Source organism: Klebsiella sp. PK01 (genome assembly GCF_057624675.1).
Window position 1 is genome coordinate 225,702 of the sequence record NZ_JBYEZM010000004.1, and the last position, 14,298, is coordinate 239,999.

At 56.0% G+C, this 14,298-nt stretch carries 15 protein-coding genes and 1 other RNA gene; 11 read left to right on the forward strand and 5 right to left on the reverse strand.

Translation table 11 applies throughout. The annotated features are described in order from the left end of the window. Window positions 1-72 precede the first annotated feature (72 nt). Complete coding sequence (gene cof, locus AC22LX_RS14290) at window positions 73-891, forward strand: HMP-PP phosphatase (protein ID WP_047047021.1); 819 nt, start codon at window positions 73-75, stop codon at window positions 889-891. 44 nt (window positions 892-935) lie between these two features. Here the strand turns inward: cof and AC22LX_RS14295 are convergent, their stop codons facing one another. Next, the gene (locus AC22LX_RS14295) at window positions 936-1,988 is read right to left on the reverse strand and encodes a PLP-dependent cysteine synthase family protein (RefSeq protein ID WP_045393582.1); all 1,053 of its coding nucleotides are present in this window, start codon (window positions 1,986-1,988) and stop codon (window positions 936-938) included. 115 nt (window positions 1,989-2,103) lie between these two features. Here AC22LX_RS14295 and AC22LX_RS14300 point away from each other — a divergent pair, with 115 nt between their 5' ends. From AC22LX_RS14300 to amtB, 5 genes are all read left to right on the forward strand, one after another. Further along, the gene (locus tag AC22LX_RS14300; protein WP_487334038.1) at window positions 2,104-2,562 is read left to right on the forward strand and encodes an Lrp/AsnC family transcriptional regulator; all 459 of its coding nucleotides are present in this window, start codon (window positions 2,104-2,106) and stop codon (window positions 2,560-2,562) included. Between the two features lie 43 nt (window positions 2,563-2,605). Beyond that, on the forward strand, window positions 2,606-4,375 hold the full coding sequence (locus AC22LX_RS14305) for a SmdA family multidrug ABC transporter permease/ATP-binding protein (RefSeq protein WP_047050757.1): 1,770 nt from the start codon (window positions 2,606-2,608) through the stop codon (window positions 4,373-4,375). Beyond that, window positions 4,368-6,146 (forward strand): SmdB family multidrug efflux ABC transporter permease/ATP-binding protein, encoded by a 1,779-nt coding sequence (locus tag AC22LX_RS14310; protein WP_213292726.1) that lies wholly within the window; start codon window positions 4,368-4,370, stop codon window positions 6,144-6,146. The genes AC22LX_RS14305 and AC22LX_RS14310 overlap by 8 nt, the downstream gene beginning before the upstream one ends. A gap of 241 nt (window positions 6,147-6,387) precedes the next feature. Beyond that, the gene (gene glnK, locus AC22LX_RS14315) at window positions 6,388-6,726 is read left to right on the forward strand and encodes a P-II family nitrogen regulator (RefSeq protein ID WP_015367937.1); all 339 of its coding nucleotides are present in this window, start codon (window positions 6,388-6,390) and stop codon (window positions 6,724-6,726) included. A 32-nt stretch (window positions 6,727-6,758) separates the two neighbouring features. Then, on the forward strand, window positions 6,759-8,048 hold the full coding sequence (gene amtB / locus AC22LX_RS14320) for an ammonium transporter AmtB (protein ID WP_045393574.1): 1,290 nt from the start codon (window positions 6,759-6,761) through the stop codon (window positions 8,046-8,048). Window positions 8,049-8,112: 64 nt separating this feature from the next. On the opposite strand, the gene AC22LX_RS14325 is transcribed toward amtB, so the two are convergent. Then, window positions 8,113-9,600, reverse strand: a complete 1,488-nt coding sequence (locus tag AC22LX_RS14325) for a UbiD family decarboxylase (protein ID WP_045393572.1) — start codon at window positions 9,598-9,600, stop codon at window positions 8,113-8,115. Between the two features lie 119 nt (window positions 9,601-9,719). On the opposite strand from AC22LX_RS14325, the gene AC22LX_RS14330 reads away from it, so the two are divergent. Then, complete coding sequence (locus tag AC22LX_RS14330) at window positions 9,720-10,610, forward strand: LysR substrate-binding domain-containing protein (RefSeq protein ID WP_045393570.1); 891 nt, start codon at window positions 9,720-9,722, stop codon at window positions 10,608-10,610. 33 nt (window positions 10,611-10,643) lie between these two features. Here the strand turns inward: AC22LX_RS14330 and tesB are convergent, their stop codons facing one another. After that, window positions 10,644-11,507 (reverse strand): acyl-CoA thioesterase II, encoded by an 864-nt coding sequence (tesB, locus tag AC22LX_RS14335; protein WP_045393568.1) that lies wholly within the window; start codon window positions 11,505-11,507, stop codon window positions 10,644-10,646. A gap of 220 nt (window positions 11,508-11,727) precedes the next feature. On the opposite strand from tesB, the gene AC22LX_RS14340 reads away from it, so the two are divergent. Next, window positions 11,728-12,240 carry a YbaY family lipoprotein gene (locus AC22LX_RS14340; RefSeq protein ID WP_045393566.1) on the forward strand — a complete coding sequence of 171 codons (513 nt, stop codon included), beginning with the start codon at window positions 11,728-11,730 and terminating at the stop codon, window positions 12,238-12,240. Between the two features lie 38 nt (window positions 12,241-12,278). Here the strand turns inward: AC22LX_RS14340 and AC22LX_RS14345 are convergent, their stop codons facing one another. Both AC22LX_RS14345 and AC22LX_RS14350 read right to left on the reverse strand, forming a co-directional pair. Beyond that, window positions 12,279-12,593: an MGMT family protein gene (locus AC22LX_RS14345; RefSeq protein WP_015367931.1), complete on the reverse strand. Its 315-nt coding sequence runs from the start codon at window positions 12,591-12,593 to the stop codon at window positions 12,279-12,281. Window positions 12,594-12,653: 60 nt separating this feature from the next. Continuing rightward, window positions 12,654-13,052: a hypothetical protein gene (locus tag AC22LX_RS14350; RefSeq protein ID WP_045393563.1), complete on the reverse strand. Its 399-nt coding sequence runs from the start codon at window positions 13,050-13,052 to the stop codon at window positions 12,654-12,656. A gap of 254 nt (window positions 13,053-13,306) precedes the next feature. On the opposite strand from AC22LX_RS14350, the gene ffs reads away from it, so the two are divergent. From ffs to AC22LX_RS14365, 3 genes are all read left to right on the forward strand, one after another. Beyond that, window positions 13,307-13,403: signal recognition particle sRNA small type (gene ffs, locus AC22LX_RS14355), an RNA gene on the forward strand. Between the two features lie 313 nt (window positions 13,404-13,716). After that, entirely contained in the window at window positions 13,717-13,974 is a 258-nt protein-coding gene (locus AC22LX_RS14360; protein ID WP_015367929.1) for a hypothetical protein, read from the forward strand. After that, window positions 13,971-14,186 carry a hypothetical protein gene (locus AC22LX_RS14365; protein WP_045393560.1) on the forward strand — a complete coding sequence of 72 codons (216 nt, stop codon included), beginning with the start codon at window positions 13,971-13,973 and terminating at the stop codon, window positions 14,184-14,186. Before AC22LX_RS14360 ends, AC22LX_RS14365 begins: the two co-directional genes overlap by 4 nt. The last annotated feature ends 112 nt before the right edge of the window (window positions 14,187-14,298 follow it).

The following is a 14,298-nucleotide window of genomic DNA, read 5'->3' on the forward strand; positions in this document are numbered from 1 at the left end:
CACTATTACTTCCGTATATCTCAGGCGATACTGCAACACAAGCGAAACCCATCACACATCGGGGAAAATACCATGGCAAAACTGGCGGCATTTGATATGGACGGCACCCTGCTGATGCCGGACCATCGTCTCGGAGAACTGACCCTCACGGCGCTGAGACGGTTGCGTGAACGCGATATCGCCCTGACTTTCGCCACCGGTCGCCATGCTCTGGAAATGCGCCATCTGATCGGCGAGTTTTCCCTTGATGCTTTTCTGATTACCGGCAACGGTACGCGCATCCATTCACTGGAAGGCGACGAGCTGTACCGTCAGGATTTGAACCCTGAAGTGGCGGAAGAGGTGCTGCATAGCGTGTGGGATACTCAGGCCAGCATGCACGTTTTTAACGACGGCGGCTGGTTTACCGGCCAGGCAAGGCCGGAACTGCTCCGAGCTCACGCCTTCAGCGGCTTTCATTATCAACTGCGCGATCCGAAACGGATGCCGGCGCACCACGTCACCAAGATCTGTTTCTGCGGCGATCATGACGATCTGCGCCGTCTGCGGATCCAGCTAAATGAAGCGTTAGGCGCTCGCGCGTTTATTTGCTTTTCGGCGATGGATTGTCTGGAGGTACTGCCGGTCGGCTGTAATAAAGGCACGGCGCTGGCGGTGCTGAGCCAGCACTTAGGTTTCTCGTTGCAGGACTGCATGGCATTTGGCGATGCCATGAACGATCGCGAGATGCTTGGTAGCGTAGGGCGAGGATTCATTATGGGTAACGCGATGCCGCAGCTCAAAGCTGAACTGCCGCATCTACCGATCATCGGCGACTGCCGTCATCAGGCGGTTTCCCACTTTTTAACACATTGGCTGGATAATCCTGATCTTCCTTATTCCCCCGAATAGAGAGACCCTACCAGCAAGCCGGATAGCGTTCTATCCGGCTTTTTTTATTGCGCGCCGCTCAGTTGCATAATCTGCGTCTGCCACGGGGTAATATCGCCGATATTCGCCGCGACCCACTGCGGGTTGTAATAGCTTTCGAGGTAACGTTCGCCGCTGTCGCACAACAGGGTGACGATAGAGCCCGTACGTCCTTCATCGCGCATCCGTGCGGCCAGCTGCAGTACGCCCCACATATTGGTGCCGGTGGAGGCGCCGACTTTTCTTCCAAGCTGGGTTTCCAGCCACAGGGCGGTGGCGACGCTGGCGGCATCCGGCACGCGCAACATTTCATCGACGACGTCGGGAATAAACGAGGGTTCGACGCGCGGGCGGCCAATACCTTCAATTTTGCTACCGACCGGGCTACGCAGGCTGGCGTCGCGGCTCTGCCAGTAATCGAGGAACACCGAATTCTGCGGGTCGACCACCATCAGTTGCGTCTCGTAGCCCTGACAGCGAATATAGCGGCCAATGGTCGCAGAAGTCCCGCCGGTACCGGCGCTCATGACGATCCACGACGGCTGCGGGTGCGGCTCGTGGGTCATCTGGCGGAAAATGCTGTCGGCAATATTGTTATTGCCGCGCCAGTCGGTGGCGCGCTCGGCGAAAGTGAACTGATCCATATAGTGGCCATTCAACTCGCGCGCCAGCATTTCAGAAGCGGCGTAAATTTCGCAGGCGTTGTCGACGAAATGACAGCGTCCGCCATAAAATTCAATCTGTTCGATTTTACGTTTCGCGGTGCAGGAGGGCATCACGGCAATAAACGGCAGGCCCAGCAGGCGAGCGAAATAGGCTTCTGAGACCGCCGTCGAACCCGAAGACGATTCGATAATCGTAGTGCCTTCTTTGATCCATCCGTTGCACAGTCCGTAGAGAAACAGCGAACGCGCCAGACGATGCTTGAGGCTACCGGTTGGATGCGTACTTTCATCTTTCAGATAAATAGGGATACCCGGAAAACCAGGCAGCGTCAGGCGGATCAGGTGTGTATCGGCGGAACGCTGGTAGTCGGCGTTAATTTCACTAATGGCATGTTTTACCCAGGCGCTGTTCATCTCGGATTCCTGTTTGTCATTTTGTGCCCAGCTTAGCGGATTGTGCGGGAAAAATTGTTGCTATTTGGCCTTTCAATTACAATTACGGGAGTAAATTATTCTCTCTGGTGGCCTTATGCTAGATAAAATTGACCGTAAGCTGCTGTCGTTACTGCAAACTGACTGCACCCTCTCTTTGCAGGCGCTGGCGGATGCCGTTAATCTGACCACCACGCCCTGCTGGAAACGGCTCAAGCGCCTTGAGGACGAAGGTATCTTGCGCGAGCGCGTGGCCATTCTGGATGCGGAAAAGCTGGGGCTCGGACTAACCGCCTTCGTTTTGATAAAAACCCAGTATCACAGCAGTGACTGGTACTGCCGCTTTGTTAGCGAAGTGTCGCAAATGGCGGAAGTGCTGGGTTTCTGGCGTATGGCTGGCGAGTACGATTACCTGCTACGGGTGCAGGTCGCGGATATGAAGCGCTATGACGACTTTTATAAACGTCTGGTGAACAGCGTGCCGGGGCTGTCGGATGTCACTTCGAGTTTTGCCATGGAACAGATAAAATACACCACGGCCTTGCCTATTGATTAACGGCTTTTTGCCGCCACGAATTATACATTCAGGATTTTACCGTTTGCGATTATTTGCTCAACTTAGCTGGTACTTTCGCCGGGAGTGGCGCCGCTATCTCGGCGCCGTCGCTCTGCTTGCCGTTATTGCCATACTCCAGCTAATCCCGCCGAAAGTAGTGGGGATTGTGGTCGACGGCGTGACTAAAGAACATTACACCGCAGAGCAGGTGTGGATGTGGATCGGCGCGCTGGTCGTTATCGCGGTGATGATTTATCTGCTGCGATATGTCTGGCGCGTGCTGCTATTCGGCGCCTCTTATCAACTGGCCGTTGAACTGCGTGAAGACTTCTATCGTCAGCTCAGCCGCCAGCATCCGGCCTTCTATCTGCGTCACCGTACCGGCGATCTTATTGCCCGCGCGACCAACGATGTTGACCGCGTCGTCTTCGCCGCCGGCGAGGGGGTTCTGACGCTGGTGGACTCACTGGTGATGGGTTGCGCGGTGCTGATTGTGATGTCGACGCAAATCAGCTGGCAGCTAACGCTACTGGCGCTGGTGCCGATGCCGTTTATGGCGCTGGCTATCAAGCGTAATGGCGATGCCCTGCATGAGCGCTTTCGTGTGGCGCAGGCGGCTTTTTCCAGCCTTAACGATCGCACGCAGGAAAGCCTGACCAGCATACGTATGATTAAAGCGTTCGGCCTTGAGGATCGTCAGTCGGCGCAGTTTGCCGCCGATGCGGCGGATACCGGGGCGAAGAACATGCGGGTCGCGCGTATTGATGCCCGCTTCGACCCGACAATTTATATTGCCATTGGCGCGGCCAACCTGCTGGCAATCGGCGGCGGCAGTTGGCTGGTGTTGCAGGGCGAGCTGACCCTTGGCCAGTTAACCAGTTTTGTCATGTACCTTGGCCTGATGATTTGGCCAATGCTGGCGCTGGCGTGGATGTTTAATATCGTTGAGCGCGGTAGCGCCGCCTACGGACGTATTCGTTCGATGCTGGAAGAAGCGCCGGTAGTCAACGATGGCACCGAAACGGTGCCGGAGGGGCGCGGTTCGCTTAACGTGGCGGTGCGTGAATTTATCTATCCGCAGGCGGCGAAACCGTCGCTGGAGAAGGTTAACTTCACTCTGCGGCCGGGGCAGATGCTCGGTATCTGCGGTCCGACGGGAGCCGGGAAAAGCACCATTCTTTCCCTTATCCAGCGCCATTTTGATGTCACCGAGGGGGATATCCGTTTCCATGATATTCCGCTGACCCGCCTGCAGCTTGATAGCTGGCGAGGGCGACTGGCGGTGGTCAATCAAACCCCATTCCTGTTCTCCGATACCGTAGCGAATAACATTGCGTTGGGTAAACCGGACGCGAGCCGGGAGCAAATCGAGCGCGTCGCGCGGCTGGCCAGCGTGCATGATGATATTCTGCGCCTGCCGCAGGGCTATGAAACGGAAGTCGGCGAGCGCGGGGTGATGCTCTCCGGCGGTCAGAAACAACGAATTTCCATTGCCCGCGCTCTGCTGCTGGAGGCGGAAATCCTGATCCTCGATGACGCGCTGTCGGCGGTTGATGGACGGACGGAGCATGATATTTTGCATAACCTGCGCCAGTGGGGGGAGGGGCGGACGGTGATCATCAGCGCCCATCGCCTCTCAGCATTAACCGAAGCCAGTGAAATTTTGGTTTTGCAACACGGCCATATCGCGCAGCGCGGCCGCCACGAGCAGCTTGTCGTCCAGACGGGATGGTATCGCGATATGTATCGCTATCAGCAACTGGAAGCGGCGCTTGACGATGCGCCGCAGGATGAGGAGGCGGTTGATGCGTAATTTCGCTCATCTCTGGCCGACCCTTAAACGTCTGCTGGCCTACGGTTCGCCGTGGCGTAAGCCGCTTATCATTGCGGTCATCATGATGTGGATAGCGGCGGCTGCGGAAGTCAGCGGCCCGCTGCTGATAAGCTATTTCATTGATAACATGGTGGCGAAACAATCGCTGCCGGTGAAGCTGGTCAGCGGCCTGGCGGCGGCCTATATCTGTCTGCAGATCCTTGCCGCTACGCTGCACTATAACCAGGCGCTGCTGTTTAACCGGGCGGCGGTCGGCGTGGTGCAGCAGTTGCGCAGCGATGTGATGGACGCCGCGCTGCGCCAACCGCTCAGCGAGTTTGATACACAACCGGTCGGTCAACTGATTTCGCGCGTTACCAACGACACCGAAGTGATTCGCGACCTGTACGTGACGGTCGTGGCGACAGTGCTGCGCAGCGCGGCGCTGATTGGCGCGATGCTGGTGGCGATGTTTAGTCTCGACTGGCGAATGGCGCTGGTGGCGGTGGCTATCTTCCCGGCGGTGCTGATTGTCATGGCTATCTATCAGCGCTACAGCACGCCGATCGTGCGTCGCATGCGCGCCTGGCTTGCCGATATCAATGATGGCTTCAACGAAGTCATCAACGGCATGGGCGTTATTCAGCAGTTCCGCCAGCAGGCGCGATTCGGCGAGCGGATGCGTGAAGCCAGCTACGGTCACTATCTGGCGCGCATGCAGACGCTGCGTCTGGATGGTTTTCTGCTGCGCCCGCTGTTAAGCCTGTTTTCATCGCTGATCCTCTGCGGCCTGCTGATGCTGTTTGGTTTTAGCGCTTCCGGAAGTATCGAAGTCGGGGTGTTATACGCCTTCATTAGCTACCTCGGACGCCTGAACGAACCGCTGATCGAACTTACCACCCAGCAGTCGATGCTGCAGCAGGCGGTAGTGGCGGGCGAGCGCGTGTTTGAACTGATGGACCGTCCGCGCCAGAGCTGGGGTAGCGATACCGCGCCGTTACGCAGCGGCGCGGTGGCGATTGATAACGTCTCTTTCGCCTATCGCGACGACCGGCTGGTGCTGCAGGATATCAATCTGGATATTCCTTCGCGCGGTTTTGTGGCGCTGGTTGGCCATACCGGTAGCGGCAAGAGCACGCTGGCCAGCCTGATGATGGGCTACTACCCGTTGACTAAAGGCGAAATTCGCCTCGATGGCCGCCCGCTGTCGTCGTTAAGCCACAGCGCTTTACGTCGGGGCGTCGCGATGGTGCAACAGGATCCGGTGGTATTAGCCGATACCTTCTATGCCAACGTGACGCTGGGGCGCGATATCAGCGAGCCGCAGGTCTGGGAAGCGCTGGAGGCGGTGCAGCTCGCTGACCTTGCCCGCGAAATGAGCGACGGGATTTATACCCAACTGGGCGAGCAGGGCAACAACCTGTCGGTGGGCCAGAAACAGCTGCTGGCGCTGGCTCGCGTGCTGGTGGAAACGCCACAGGTGCTGATCCTCGATGAAGCGACAGCGAATATCGACTCCGGTACCGAGCAGGCTATCCAGCAGGCGCTGGCGAAAGTGCGCGAGCACACCACGCTGGTCGTCATCGCCCACCGTCTGTCGACTATCGTCGAGGCTGATACGATCCTGGTGTTGCACCGTGGCCAGGCCGTCGAGCGCGGAAACCATCAGCAATTGCTGGCGGCGAAGGGCCGCTACTGGCAGATGTACCAGCTACAGCTGGCTGGCGAAGAGCTAGCCGCCAGCGTTGAGGAGGAGTCGCTGAGCGCCTGATGCACCATCAGCAGGCATTGGTGCAGGGGTGACATGAAGTGGTGCAATTTGCTCACTAAGGGCGCACCGTATTGGTGCATTTTTGCGCATTAGCGGTCATTTGCCGTCTCGCCAGTAACATCCTCGCGTTTTTTTCTCCGTAAACGGGCCGATTCACGGCCCGTTTTCATTTTTGGCATATCCCTTGCTTTATCTCCTGTGTTAGCAGCGGCCACTATCAAATACTGACTGGAGGGGATTTATGAAGCTGGTTACCGTGGTAATCAAACCATTCAAACTGGAAGACGTTCGCGAAGCGTTGTCCTCCATCGGCATTCAGGGCCTGACGGTCACGGAAGTGAAAGGCTTCGGCCGCCAGAAAGGCCATGCTGAGCTCTATCGCGGCGCCGAATACAGCGTCAATTTCCTGCCAAAAGTAAAAATTGATATTGCGATTGCCGACGATCAGCTGGACGAGGTTGTCGAGGTGATAGGCAAGGCCGCCTGGACCGGAAAAATTGGCGACGGCAAAATTTTTGTCGCCGAACTGCAGCGCGTGATTCGTATTCGTACCGGCGAATCCGACGAAGCGGCACTGTAATTGCCTGACCACACAGCGATGGGGATGAAGAGATGATGAGAACGACGATGAAAACGGCTCTGGGAGCGCTGGCGCTGCTTCCGGGACTGGCGCTGGCGGCCGAACCGGCGGTGGCGGATAAAGCCGACAACGCTTTTATGATGATTTGCACCGCGCTGGTGCTGTTTATGACAATCCCCGGCATTGCGTTGTTCTACGGCGGCCTGATTCGCGGTAAAAACGTGCTCTCAATGCTGACTCAGGTCATTGTGACTTTTGGCCTGGTTTGCGTGCTGTGGGTTATCTATGGCTATACGCTTGCCTTCGGAAGCGGCGGTAGCTTCTTTGGCAGCTTCGACTGGGTCATGCTGAAAAATATTGAACTGAAAGCGTTAATGGGGTCGTTCTATCAGTATATCCATGTCGCTTTCCAGGGCTCTTTCGCCTGTATCACCGTGGGCCTGATCGTCGGCGCGCTGGCGGAACGTATTCGTTTCTCCGCGGTACTGATTTTTGTGGTGGTTTGGCTCACGCTCTCCTACGTGCCGATTGCGCATATGGTGTGGGGCGGCGGCCTGCTGGCGACCCATGGCGCGCTGGACTTCGCCGGCGGTACCGTCGTACACATCAACGCCGCGGTGGCGGGGCTGGTGGGCGCGTATATGATGGGCAAACGCGTGGGCTTTGGCAAAGAAGCGTTTAAACCGCATAACCTGCCGATGGTCTTTACCGGTACGGCGATTCTGTATGTTGGCTGGTTCGGCTTTAACGCCGGTTCCGCAAGCGCGGCCAACGAAATTGCCGCGCTGGCCTTCGTGAATACCGTCGTGGCGACCGCTGGCGCGATTCTGGCCTGGACCTTCGGCGAATGGGCCACTCGCGGTAAACCGTCGCTGCTGGGTGCCTGCTCCGGCGCGATTGCCGGCCTTGTCGGCATTACTCCGGCGTGCGGCTACGTTGGCGTTGGCGGCTCGCTGATTATTGGTATCATCGCCGGCCTGGCCGGGCTGTGGGGCGTCACGGTGCTGAAACGCTGGCTGCGCGTCGATGACCCATGCGATGTGTTTGGCGTTCACGGCGTGTGCGGCATCATCGGTTGTATCCTGACCGGCATCTTCGCCTCTACCACCCTTGGCGGGGTCGGCTATGCGGAAGGCGTAACGATGGGGCATCAGTTACTGGTACAGCTGGAAAGTATCGGCATTACCGTGGTGTGGTCCGCCGTCGTCGCGTATATCGGCTTCAAAGTGGCGGCGATGACCGTCGGCCTGCGCGTGCCGGAAGAGCAGGAGCGCGAAGGGCTGGACGTCAACAGCCACGGCGAAAACGCCTACAACGCCTGATAAAGCGAGCAATCTCCATAAGCGTCAAAGCCTCCCGTCCGGGAGGCTTTTCTTTGCGTGGAATTTATTTCTTACTGAAGCCAGGGATAAAGCGATCAACATCCACTTCCATAAACTGGCTGCGCTGGAAGTGGGCTTTCATATTCCACGGAACGGTGCAGTCGAAAATGGTTTTGCAGGCAATACCGCTATCGCGAATCGATGGGCTGAAGGCCGGGTCGGATGATGGATCCAACGGATGGCAACGTACGCCGGGAATAAACACGGTGCTGACATCGCCCTGATAGCGGGTGGTCATCGCCCACATGACGTCGTTGATGTCGAATACATCGACGTCCTCATCGACCAGCATCACGTGCTTCAGCTCAGAGAAGGCGGAAAAGGCCAGTAGCGCCGCCTGGCGCTGACGGCCCTCATCGCTTGGCGTGCGTTTCTTCACCTGCAGCACGGCGAGATATTTACCCGTCCCCGGAGAGGGGCAGTGGACGTTTTGTACGAAGCCTGGAAGCGCGCGCTCTACCATTTGCAGAATGCTGGCTTCGGTCGGGATCCCGGCCAGATTGGTATGCTCATCGCTCGGCCCGATACAGGTTTGCAGAATCGGGTGGCGGCGGTGGGTAATCGCTTTAACTTTTATCACCGGCACTTCCGCCTGAGCGCTACCGGTGTAGCCGGGGAACTCCGGCATGGCTTTGCCGCTGTTGGTATTCTGGTCTTCGCGTACCCGCACGCCAGGCAGCAGTTCACCTTCAATAACGATTTCGGCATTGGCGATGGCGCGGGCGTTGACGCTCACGCATTCGCTGAGCTCGACCGCCTGATTACGCAGAGCGCCGGCGATAGAGAGTTCGTCAAACCCGAGAGGAGTGGTCGGTGGTTCAAAGCAGGCGCCAATTTCAATCGCCGGATCCACGCCGATGCTAATCGAGATGGGCAACGCTTTCCCGGCAGCCTCGGCTTTTTGCCTGAAGGTGTCGAGATGACGACCCGGTACGAAATACATTGAGATTTCGTCTTTGCTCTGTACGCACAGGCGGTGGATGGTGACGTCATGATCGCCGGTTTCCGGATCCGCGGCATAGCACATACCGAGGGTAAAGTAGGGGCCGGCGTCTTCCGGGGTGTTAGTCGGCGCGGGTAATATTTTGAGAATATCGAAATCAGGATCGCTTGCCAGATGCACCACTTCCTGGCAGGCCGCTCGTTCACGCGGGATAGTGATTGGCGCGATAGGATTCGCTACGGAGTCTTTGAGCATAAACGCCAGATTTTCCGGCGTGGTGCCAAACAGGCGCGCAACGCGCTGCCGCGAACACAGCAGGCCAATGAGCACCCTGACATCATCATAGCCTTTGACCTTGTTAAAGATCATCGCCGGGCCAACGCGGGTCGGGCGCTGAACGGTGCCGTGGGCGCCAACGTAGCGATATACGCCGGAGAGTTCGGCAATGGGGTCGACGGGTTCGTCGGTGTAGATCAGTTCATTATCGTACTGACTTAATAGCGCCAAAGCAGAACGCAGATCGGTTACTTTTACATGTTGTTCAGACATCGTGCTTCCTTCAGTTTTCTGGCAATGGCTATTAATTCTCACCAGATACCGATAAGAGTCCAATCACATTTCCCCTTATTTTAATAAGAGATTATTATCAGTGTTTTCGGGAGGGCGTGATGGATTATCGACAACTACAGGCATTTACGGTTCTGGCGGAAGAGTTGCACTTTGGCCGGGCGGCGCAGCGTCTGCATATCACGCAACCAGCGCTGACCCAGCAGATTAAAAGTTTCGAAAGCGCGCTGGAGCTACCGCTGTTCACTCGCGATCGACGCAACGTCGCCCTGACCGCCGAAGGGCAATTTTTACTGGCCGAGGCGCGAATGATTCTCGGCCACTGCGATAAATTTCGCGAGAATGCGCGCAGTTTGCGACAGGGGCGTAAAGGGCAGTTGAAAATTGGCTACGTTGGCTCGGCTATTTTTGACCCGGCGCTGAGCGTGTTAATACGAAATTATCGTCAACGCCAACCCGAAGCCGATTTGCTAATTGAAGAGCATAACGTTAACGACCTGATAACCGGTTTATTAAGCGAAACGGTCGACCTGGCGTTTATCCGCTCGCCAGGCGCGCAATATGATGAACTGGAGTCGCTGGATATTGCGACCCGGCCGCTGGTGGCGGTGGTGCCTCGCCATCATGCGCTCGCCAGCAGGCGCGCAATTCCACTCGCGGCGCTGGCGGAAGAGACGTTTTTCATTCAGCAGGATCCCAGCGGCGTCGGATTGGGATGGTCAGCCATCAGCGCCTGTCGGCAGGCGGGTTTTACACCCCGTAAGATTCAGTACACGCGTGATGTCTCCACGGCGATTGGCCAGGTATCGATGGGGATGGGGGTGACGTTGGTGCCCGAGACGCAAAGCGCCATGCTGGTGTCGGAAGTCAGTTATTGCCTGTTAGAAGAGACCTTTGCCGTAACGACGCTCACGTTATGCTGGCGGCGGCAGAGTCGCAACGGACTGCTGGGGGATTTTATTGCCGATGCGCGCGAATTGCTTGGCCGTTAAAGGTAAGCGGGCCCGTTGTGGGCCCGTCGCGAATTAGTTATTGCGGTTACGCATGACGCCTTCCTGCACCGTCGAGGCGACCAGAATACCGTCCTGGGTATAGAATTCGCCGCGAACAAAGCCGCGGGCGCTGGAGGCAGAGGTGCTTTCGACGCTGTACAGCAGCCATTCGTTGATGTTGAACGGGCGGTGGAACCACATTGAGTGGTCAATGGTGGCGACCTGCATACCTGGTTCAAGGAAGCCGACGCCGTGCGGCTGCAGCGCAACCGGCAGGAAATTAAAATCAGATGCATAGCCCAGCAGCGACTGGTGGACACGAATATCATCCGGCACTACGCCGTTGGCGCGGATCCACACCTGGCGGGTGGGTTCGGCAACGTGGCCTTTCAGCGGGTTATGGAACTCTACCGGGCGAATTTCCAGCGGTTTGTCGCTGAGAAACTTCTCTTTCGCCTGCGGCGGCAACAAATGCGCCAGCTTACGGGCGATATCGGTTTCAGAGGGCAGACCTTCCGGCGAAGGCGCTGCCGGCATTGCTTTTTGATGTTCGTAGCCCGGTTCCGGCGCCTGGAACGAGGCGGTCATGTAAAAGATGGGTTTACCGTGCTGGATAGCCGCCACCCGGCGAGCGCTGAAGCTGTTGCCGTCTCGTAGTACTTCAACATCATAAACGATAGGTTTCTGGCTATCGCCAGGACGCAGAAAGTAACTATGAAAGGAGTGAATCAGGCGGCCCTCAGGCACGGTTTCTTTGGCGGCATACAGCGCCTGACCGACCACCTGACCGCCGAAGACCTGACGTAAGCCGAGATCTTCGCTCTGCCCGCGAAACAGCCCTTCTTCAATTTTTTCCAGATTTAATAATGCCAGCAGATTGGTTAGAGCCTGACTCATAGATACCCTCAATTAATGATAGCGGCGCTGACGCAGCGCATATTGAGGGCAAGTATAACCTGGAATCTCAAGTGGTCCGATGGGTGTAATAATCTGAATAAATGCCCCTTTCCGGGAATTATTCTGAGATCTGTGCCACACTTATTCACGATACTAATGTCTTAGCCATCGTGATGGCAGGACGTACTCCTGTGACTAAAGGGATGAAAAGGAGAACATAATGAAATTTGCCTATATGTTAAGTGCTATCGCCGTTGCTGCGGCCTTATCCGCCTGTGCGAATAATTCGAACAGCAACGCCGCTCATCAGACGACGGCACCCGATCCTTACGGCATTGCCTCACTGAGCTCCTCGCAGCAACAGCCTAATGTTTCCGGGACTATCAATATTCGCCAACGGGTAGCGTTACCGCCGGATGCGGTACTGACCGTGACGTTGTCTGATGCGTCGCTTGCCGATGCGCCAGCCCGCGTATTGTCGCAAAAAGCGGTCCGCACAGAAGGTAAGCAGGCGCCGTTCAACTTTGTTCTGCCGTATAACCAGGCGGATATCAAACCGAACGCGCGGATCCTGCTGAGTTCGGCGATCACCGTAAATGGCCAGCTGATGTTTATTACCGATACCGTGCAGACCGTGGTAACCCAGGGCGGTAACCGCGCCGATCTGGTATTGGTGCCGGTGCAGCATGCGCCAGTGCCGGTGGCTAATGATATGGCGCCGATGGCGCAATAAACGTCTTCATGCCCCTGTTCAGGGGCATTTTTTTGCCCTTAATAAACCCAGCGATAGTGTTGCAGGTCGATATGCCCGCTGCCGGAGACCTGGACGCCTTCCGCCAGCAGCGCCTGACGTTGGCGCTGCAGGTCGGGGCCGGTCAGCGAAATATCGCCGTGGCGATTCACCACCCGGTGCCATGGCAGGGTTGAGCCTTCCGGTAGGCGCTTTAACACGCCGCCTACCTGTCGCGCCGCGCGCGGCGAACCCGCCAGCAGAGCGACATCGCCGTAGGTGGTGACATACCCTTCCGGAATTGAGGCGACTATCTGCCAGACCCGCTGGGGAAAGCTGTCGTGGGCGTCCTCCATCATCACTCCTTCACGCGAGAAAAGCTCAGAATAAGCGCTTGACCGCGTGCTGTACAGCCGTCACAGGACGGTGAATTCCAGCGCCAGCCCGAGGATCTGCATACCGTGAATATTGTCATGCGGGCTGGTGGCGATCAGGCTTTCGAGGAATTTTAGCCGCTGCGATTGCGCATTGATAATGAGCTTGCCGCGCAGCGTCGGGTATTTGAGCGATGAGATGGGATAGACCACCCGGCCTTTGACCTCAACGGGCAGCTTACGCAGCTCGACGTGTTGCAACACGCCCACCGTGGAAAAGAGCAGGGCAACGGGGGTCACCGACAGCAGCGGCGCGCTACTGATGCTGACGAAATCCAGCAGCAGCTCGGGGCGTAGAAAATTCATGCCGTGAAAGGGGACGGTTACGCCATCAATGGCGGGCATGGGCAAGGTGGTGGTGGGGCGTGGCGATTGAGTCATGCGATTACCGTAGCGACAACACGTTGAAAAGACACAGGACGAACAAGTATGGCGGGTTGCGGTAAACTGTGCCGCGATGGGGCTCGCAATCTCTCTCATTGCTGGGGCGTTAGGCCGGGTAAAGGCACTATTTGCCGGGAAATCCGACGTTTTGCATAATAAACCAGCAGCTGGACGCGAGTGGCTTGCAATTCAGGAGTGCTATAGGGATAATGCGCCAGCGCGTTGGTTATCAACGCTCTCAATGGGGGCTCTGTTGGTTCTCCCGCAACGCTACTCTGTTTACCAGGTCAGGTCCGGAAGGAAGCAGCCAGAGCAGACGACGTGTGTGCCGGGATGTAGCTGGCAGGGCCCCCACCCAATTCCGGGTACCCTGATTTAATCTCCCTTCATTTGCTGTGCTTTTATTCTCTGCTACTATTATAAGCAATCTCACTTCATTTATTGTTTTACGTTACTAAAACGACGCTTTTTCATTCCTTAATTGTGCATTGTCATAAATGTGAAATAATAATGACATACTAATGTCATCTTCATGTCATATATAATGGGCAAATTATTTCCTGGAATTACCAGATATTATTAAGGATAAATAATATCTCTGGATCAAGATGTTAACTTCGTGTATTAATTATGATGATTTTATTGCACGGGAAGCGTGATCATGACCACAGTAGTTCTGAATGTGAAAATTGACGCAGAGTTAAAAGATAAACTGCGTCATTATGCGGAAGTCAATAACGAGAATTTAGGCACGGCAACGGAGAAGCTGCTGCAATTGGCGCTGGCGGCCATTGATTCAGCAGACGAGGCGGGGGTTTCGCATGAGGATATTGATAACCAGCATACCGAAGAGGAAGCGTCGCCGTTAACCCCTAAAGAAATCAAAGCATTACGCAAACTTCTGAAGAAGAAAAGATGAAACAACAATTCTCTACAGCCAGCAGTTACAGTGAAGCCTGTGACCTGCTGCGTTCCGGGTACGTTAAGCACGTGCGCCTGAACTGGAATATCGGTAGTGATGAGTTTTTTCGCATTGCTTCCGACTGGTGTGAAACCGGCGCAAAAATAAAAAAAGATGACGATGGCTTTATTATTTCGCTAAAAGGTATTCCCATTCCGCGCCAGCATTAATGAAATGATTACGCGGTTGTCATTTTAATGACATGCGGCGTAGGCAAGATGGCACTGCAATTTTATAAAACATCTCATATTCATCATGGATGGTGGTTTTTGACGGGCTGAT

What these genes read in the sequence shown, in the direction of transcription:
- cof (WP_047047021.1), top strand. Translation starts at nt 73, where the DNA reads ATGGCAAAACTGGCGGCATTTGATATGGACGGCACCCTGCTGATGCCG.
- AC22LX_RS14295 (WP_045393582.1), bottom strand. Translation starts at nt 1,988, where the DNA reads ATGAACAGCGCCTGGGTAAAACATGCCATTAGTGAAATTAACGCCGAC.
- AC22LX_RS14300 (WP_487334038.1), top strand. Translation starts at nt 2,104, where the DNA reads ATGCTAGATAAAATTGACCGTAAGCTGCTGTCGTTACTGCAAACTGAC.
- AC22LX_RS14310 (WP_213292726.1), top strand. Translation starts at nt 4,368, where the DNA reads ATGCGTAATTTCGCTCATCTCTGGCCGACCCTTAAACGTCTGCTGGCC.
- glnK (WP_015367937.1), top strand. Translation starts at nt 6,388, where the DNA reads ATGAAGCTGGTTACCGTGGTAATCAAACCATTCAAACTGGAAGACGTT.
- amtB (WP_045393574.1), top strand. Translation starts at nt 6,759, where the DNA reads ATGATGAGAACGACGATGAAAACGGCTCTGGGAGCGCTGGCGCTGCTT.
- AC22LX_RS14325 (WP_045393572.1), bottom strand. Translation starts at nt 9,600, where the DNA reads ATGTCTGAACAACATGTAAAAGTAACCGATCTGCGTTCTGCTTTGGCG.
- AC22LX_RS14330 (WP_045393570.1), top strand. Translation starts at nt 9,720, where the DNA reads ATGGATTATCGACAACTACAGGCATTTACGGTTCTGGCGGAAGAGTTG.
- tesB (WP_045393568.1), bottom strand. Translation starts at nt 11,507, where the DNA reads ATGAGTCAGGCTCTAACCAATCTGCTGGCATTATTAAATCTGGAAAAA.
- AC22LX_RS14340 (WP_045393566.1), top strand. Translation starts at nt 11,728, where the DNA reads ATGAAATTTGCCTATATGTTAAGTGCTATCGCCGTTGCTGCGGCCTTA.
- AC22LX_RS14345 (WP_015367931.1), bottom strand. Translation starts at nt 12,593, where the DNA reads ATGGAGGACGCCCACGACAGCTTTCCCCAGCGGGTCTGGCAGATAGTC.
- AC22LX_RS14350 (WP_045393563.1), bottom strand. Translation starts at nt 13,052, where the DNA reads ATGACTCAATCGCCACGCCCCACCACCACCTTGCCCATGCCCGCCATT.
- AC22LX_RS14360 (WP_015367929.1), top strand. Translation starts at nt 13,717, where the DNA reads ATGACCACAGTAGTTCTGAATGTGAAAATTGACGCAGAGTTAAAAGAT.
- AC22LX_RS14365 (WP_045393560.1), top strand. Translation starts at nt 13,971, where the DNA reads ATGAAACAACAATTCTCTACAGCCAGCAGTTACAGTGAAGCCTGTGAC.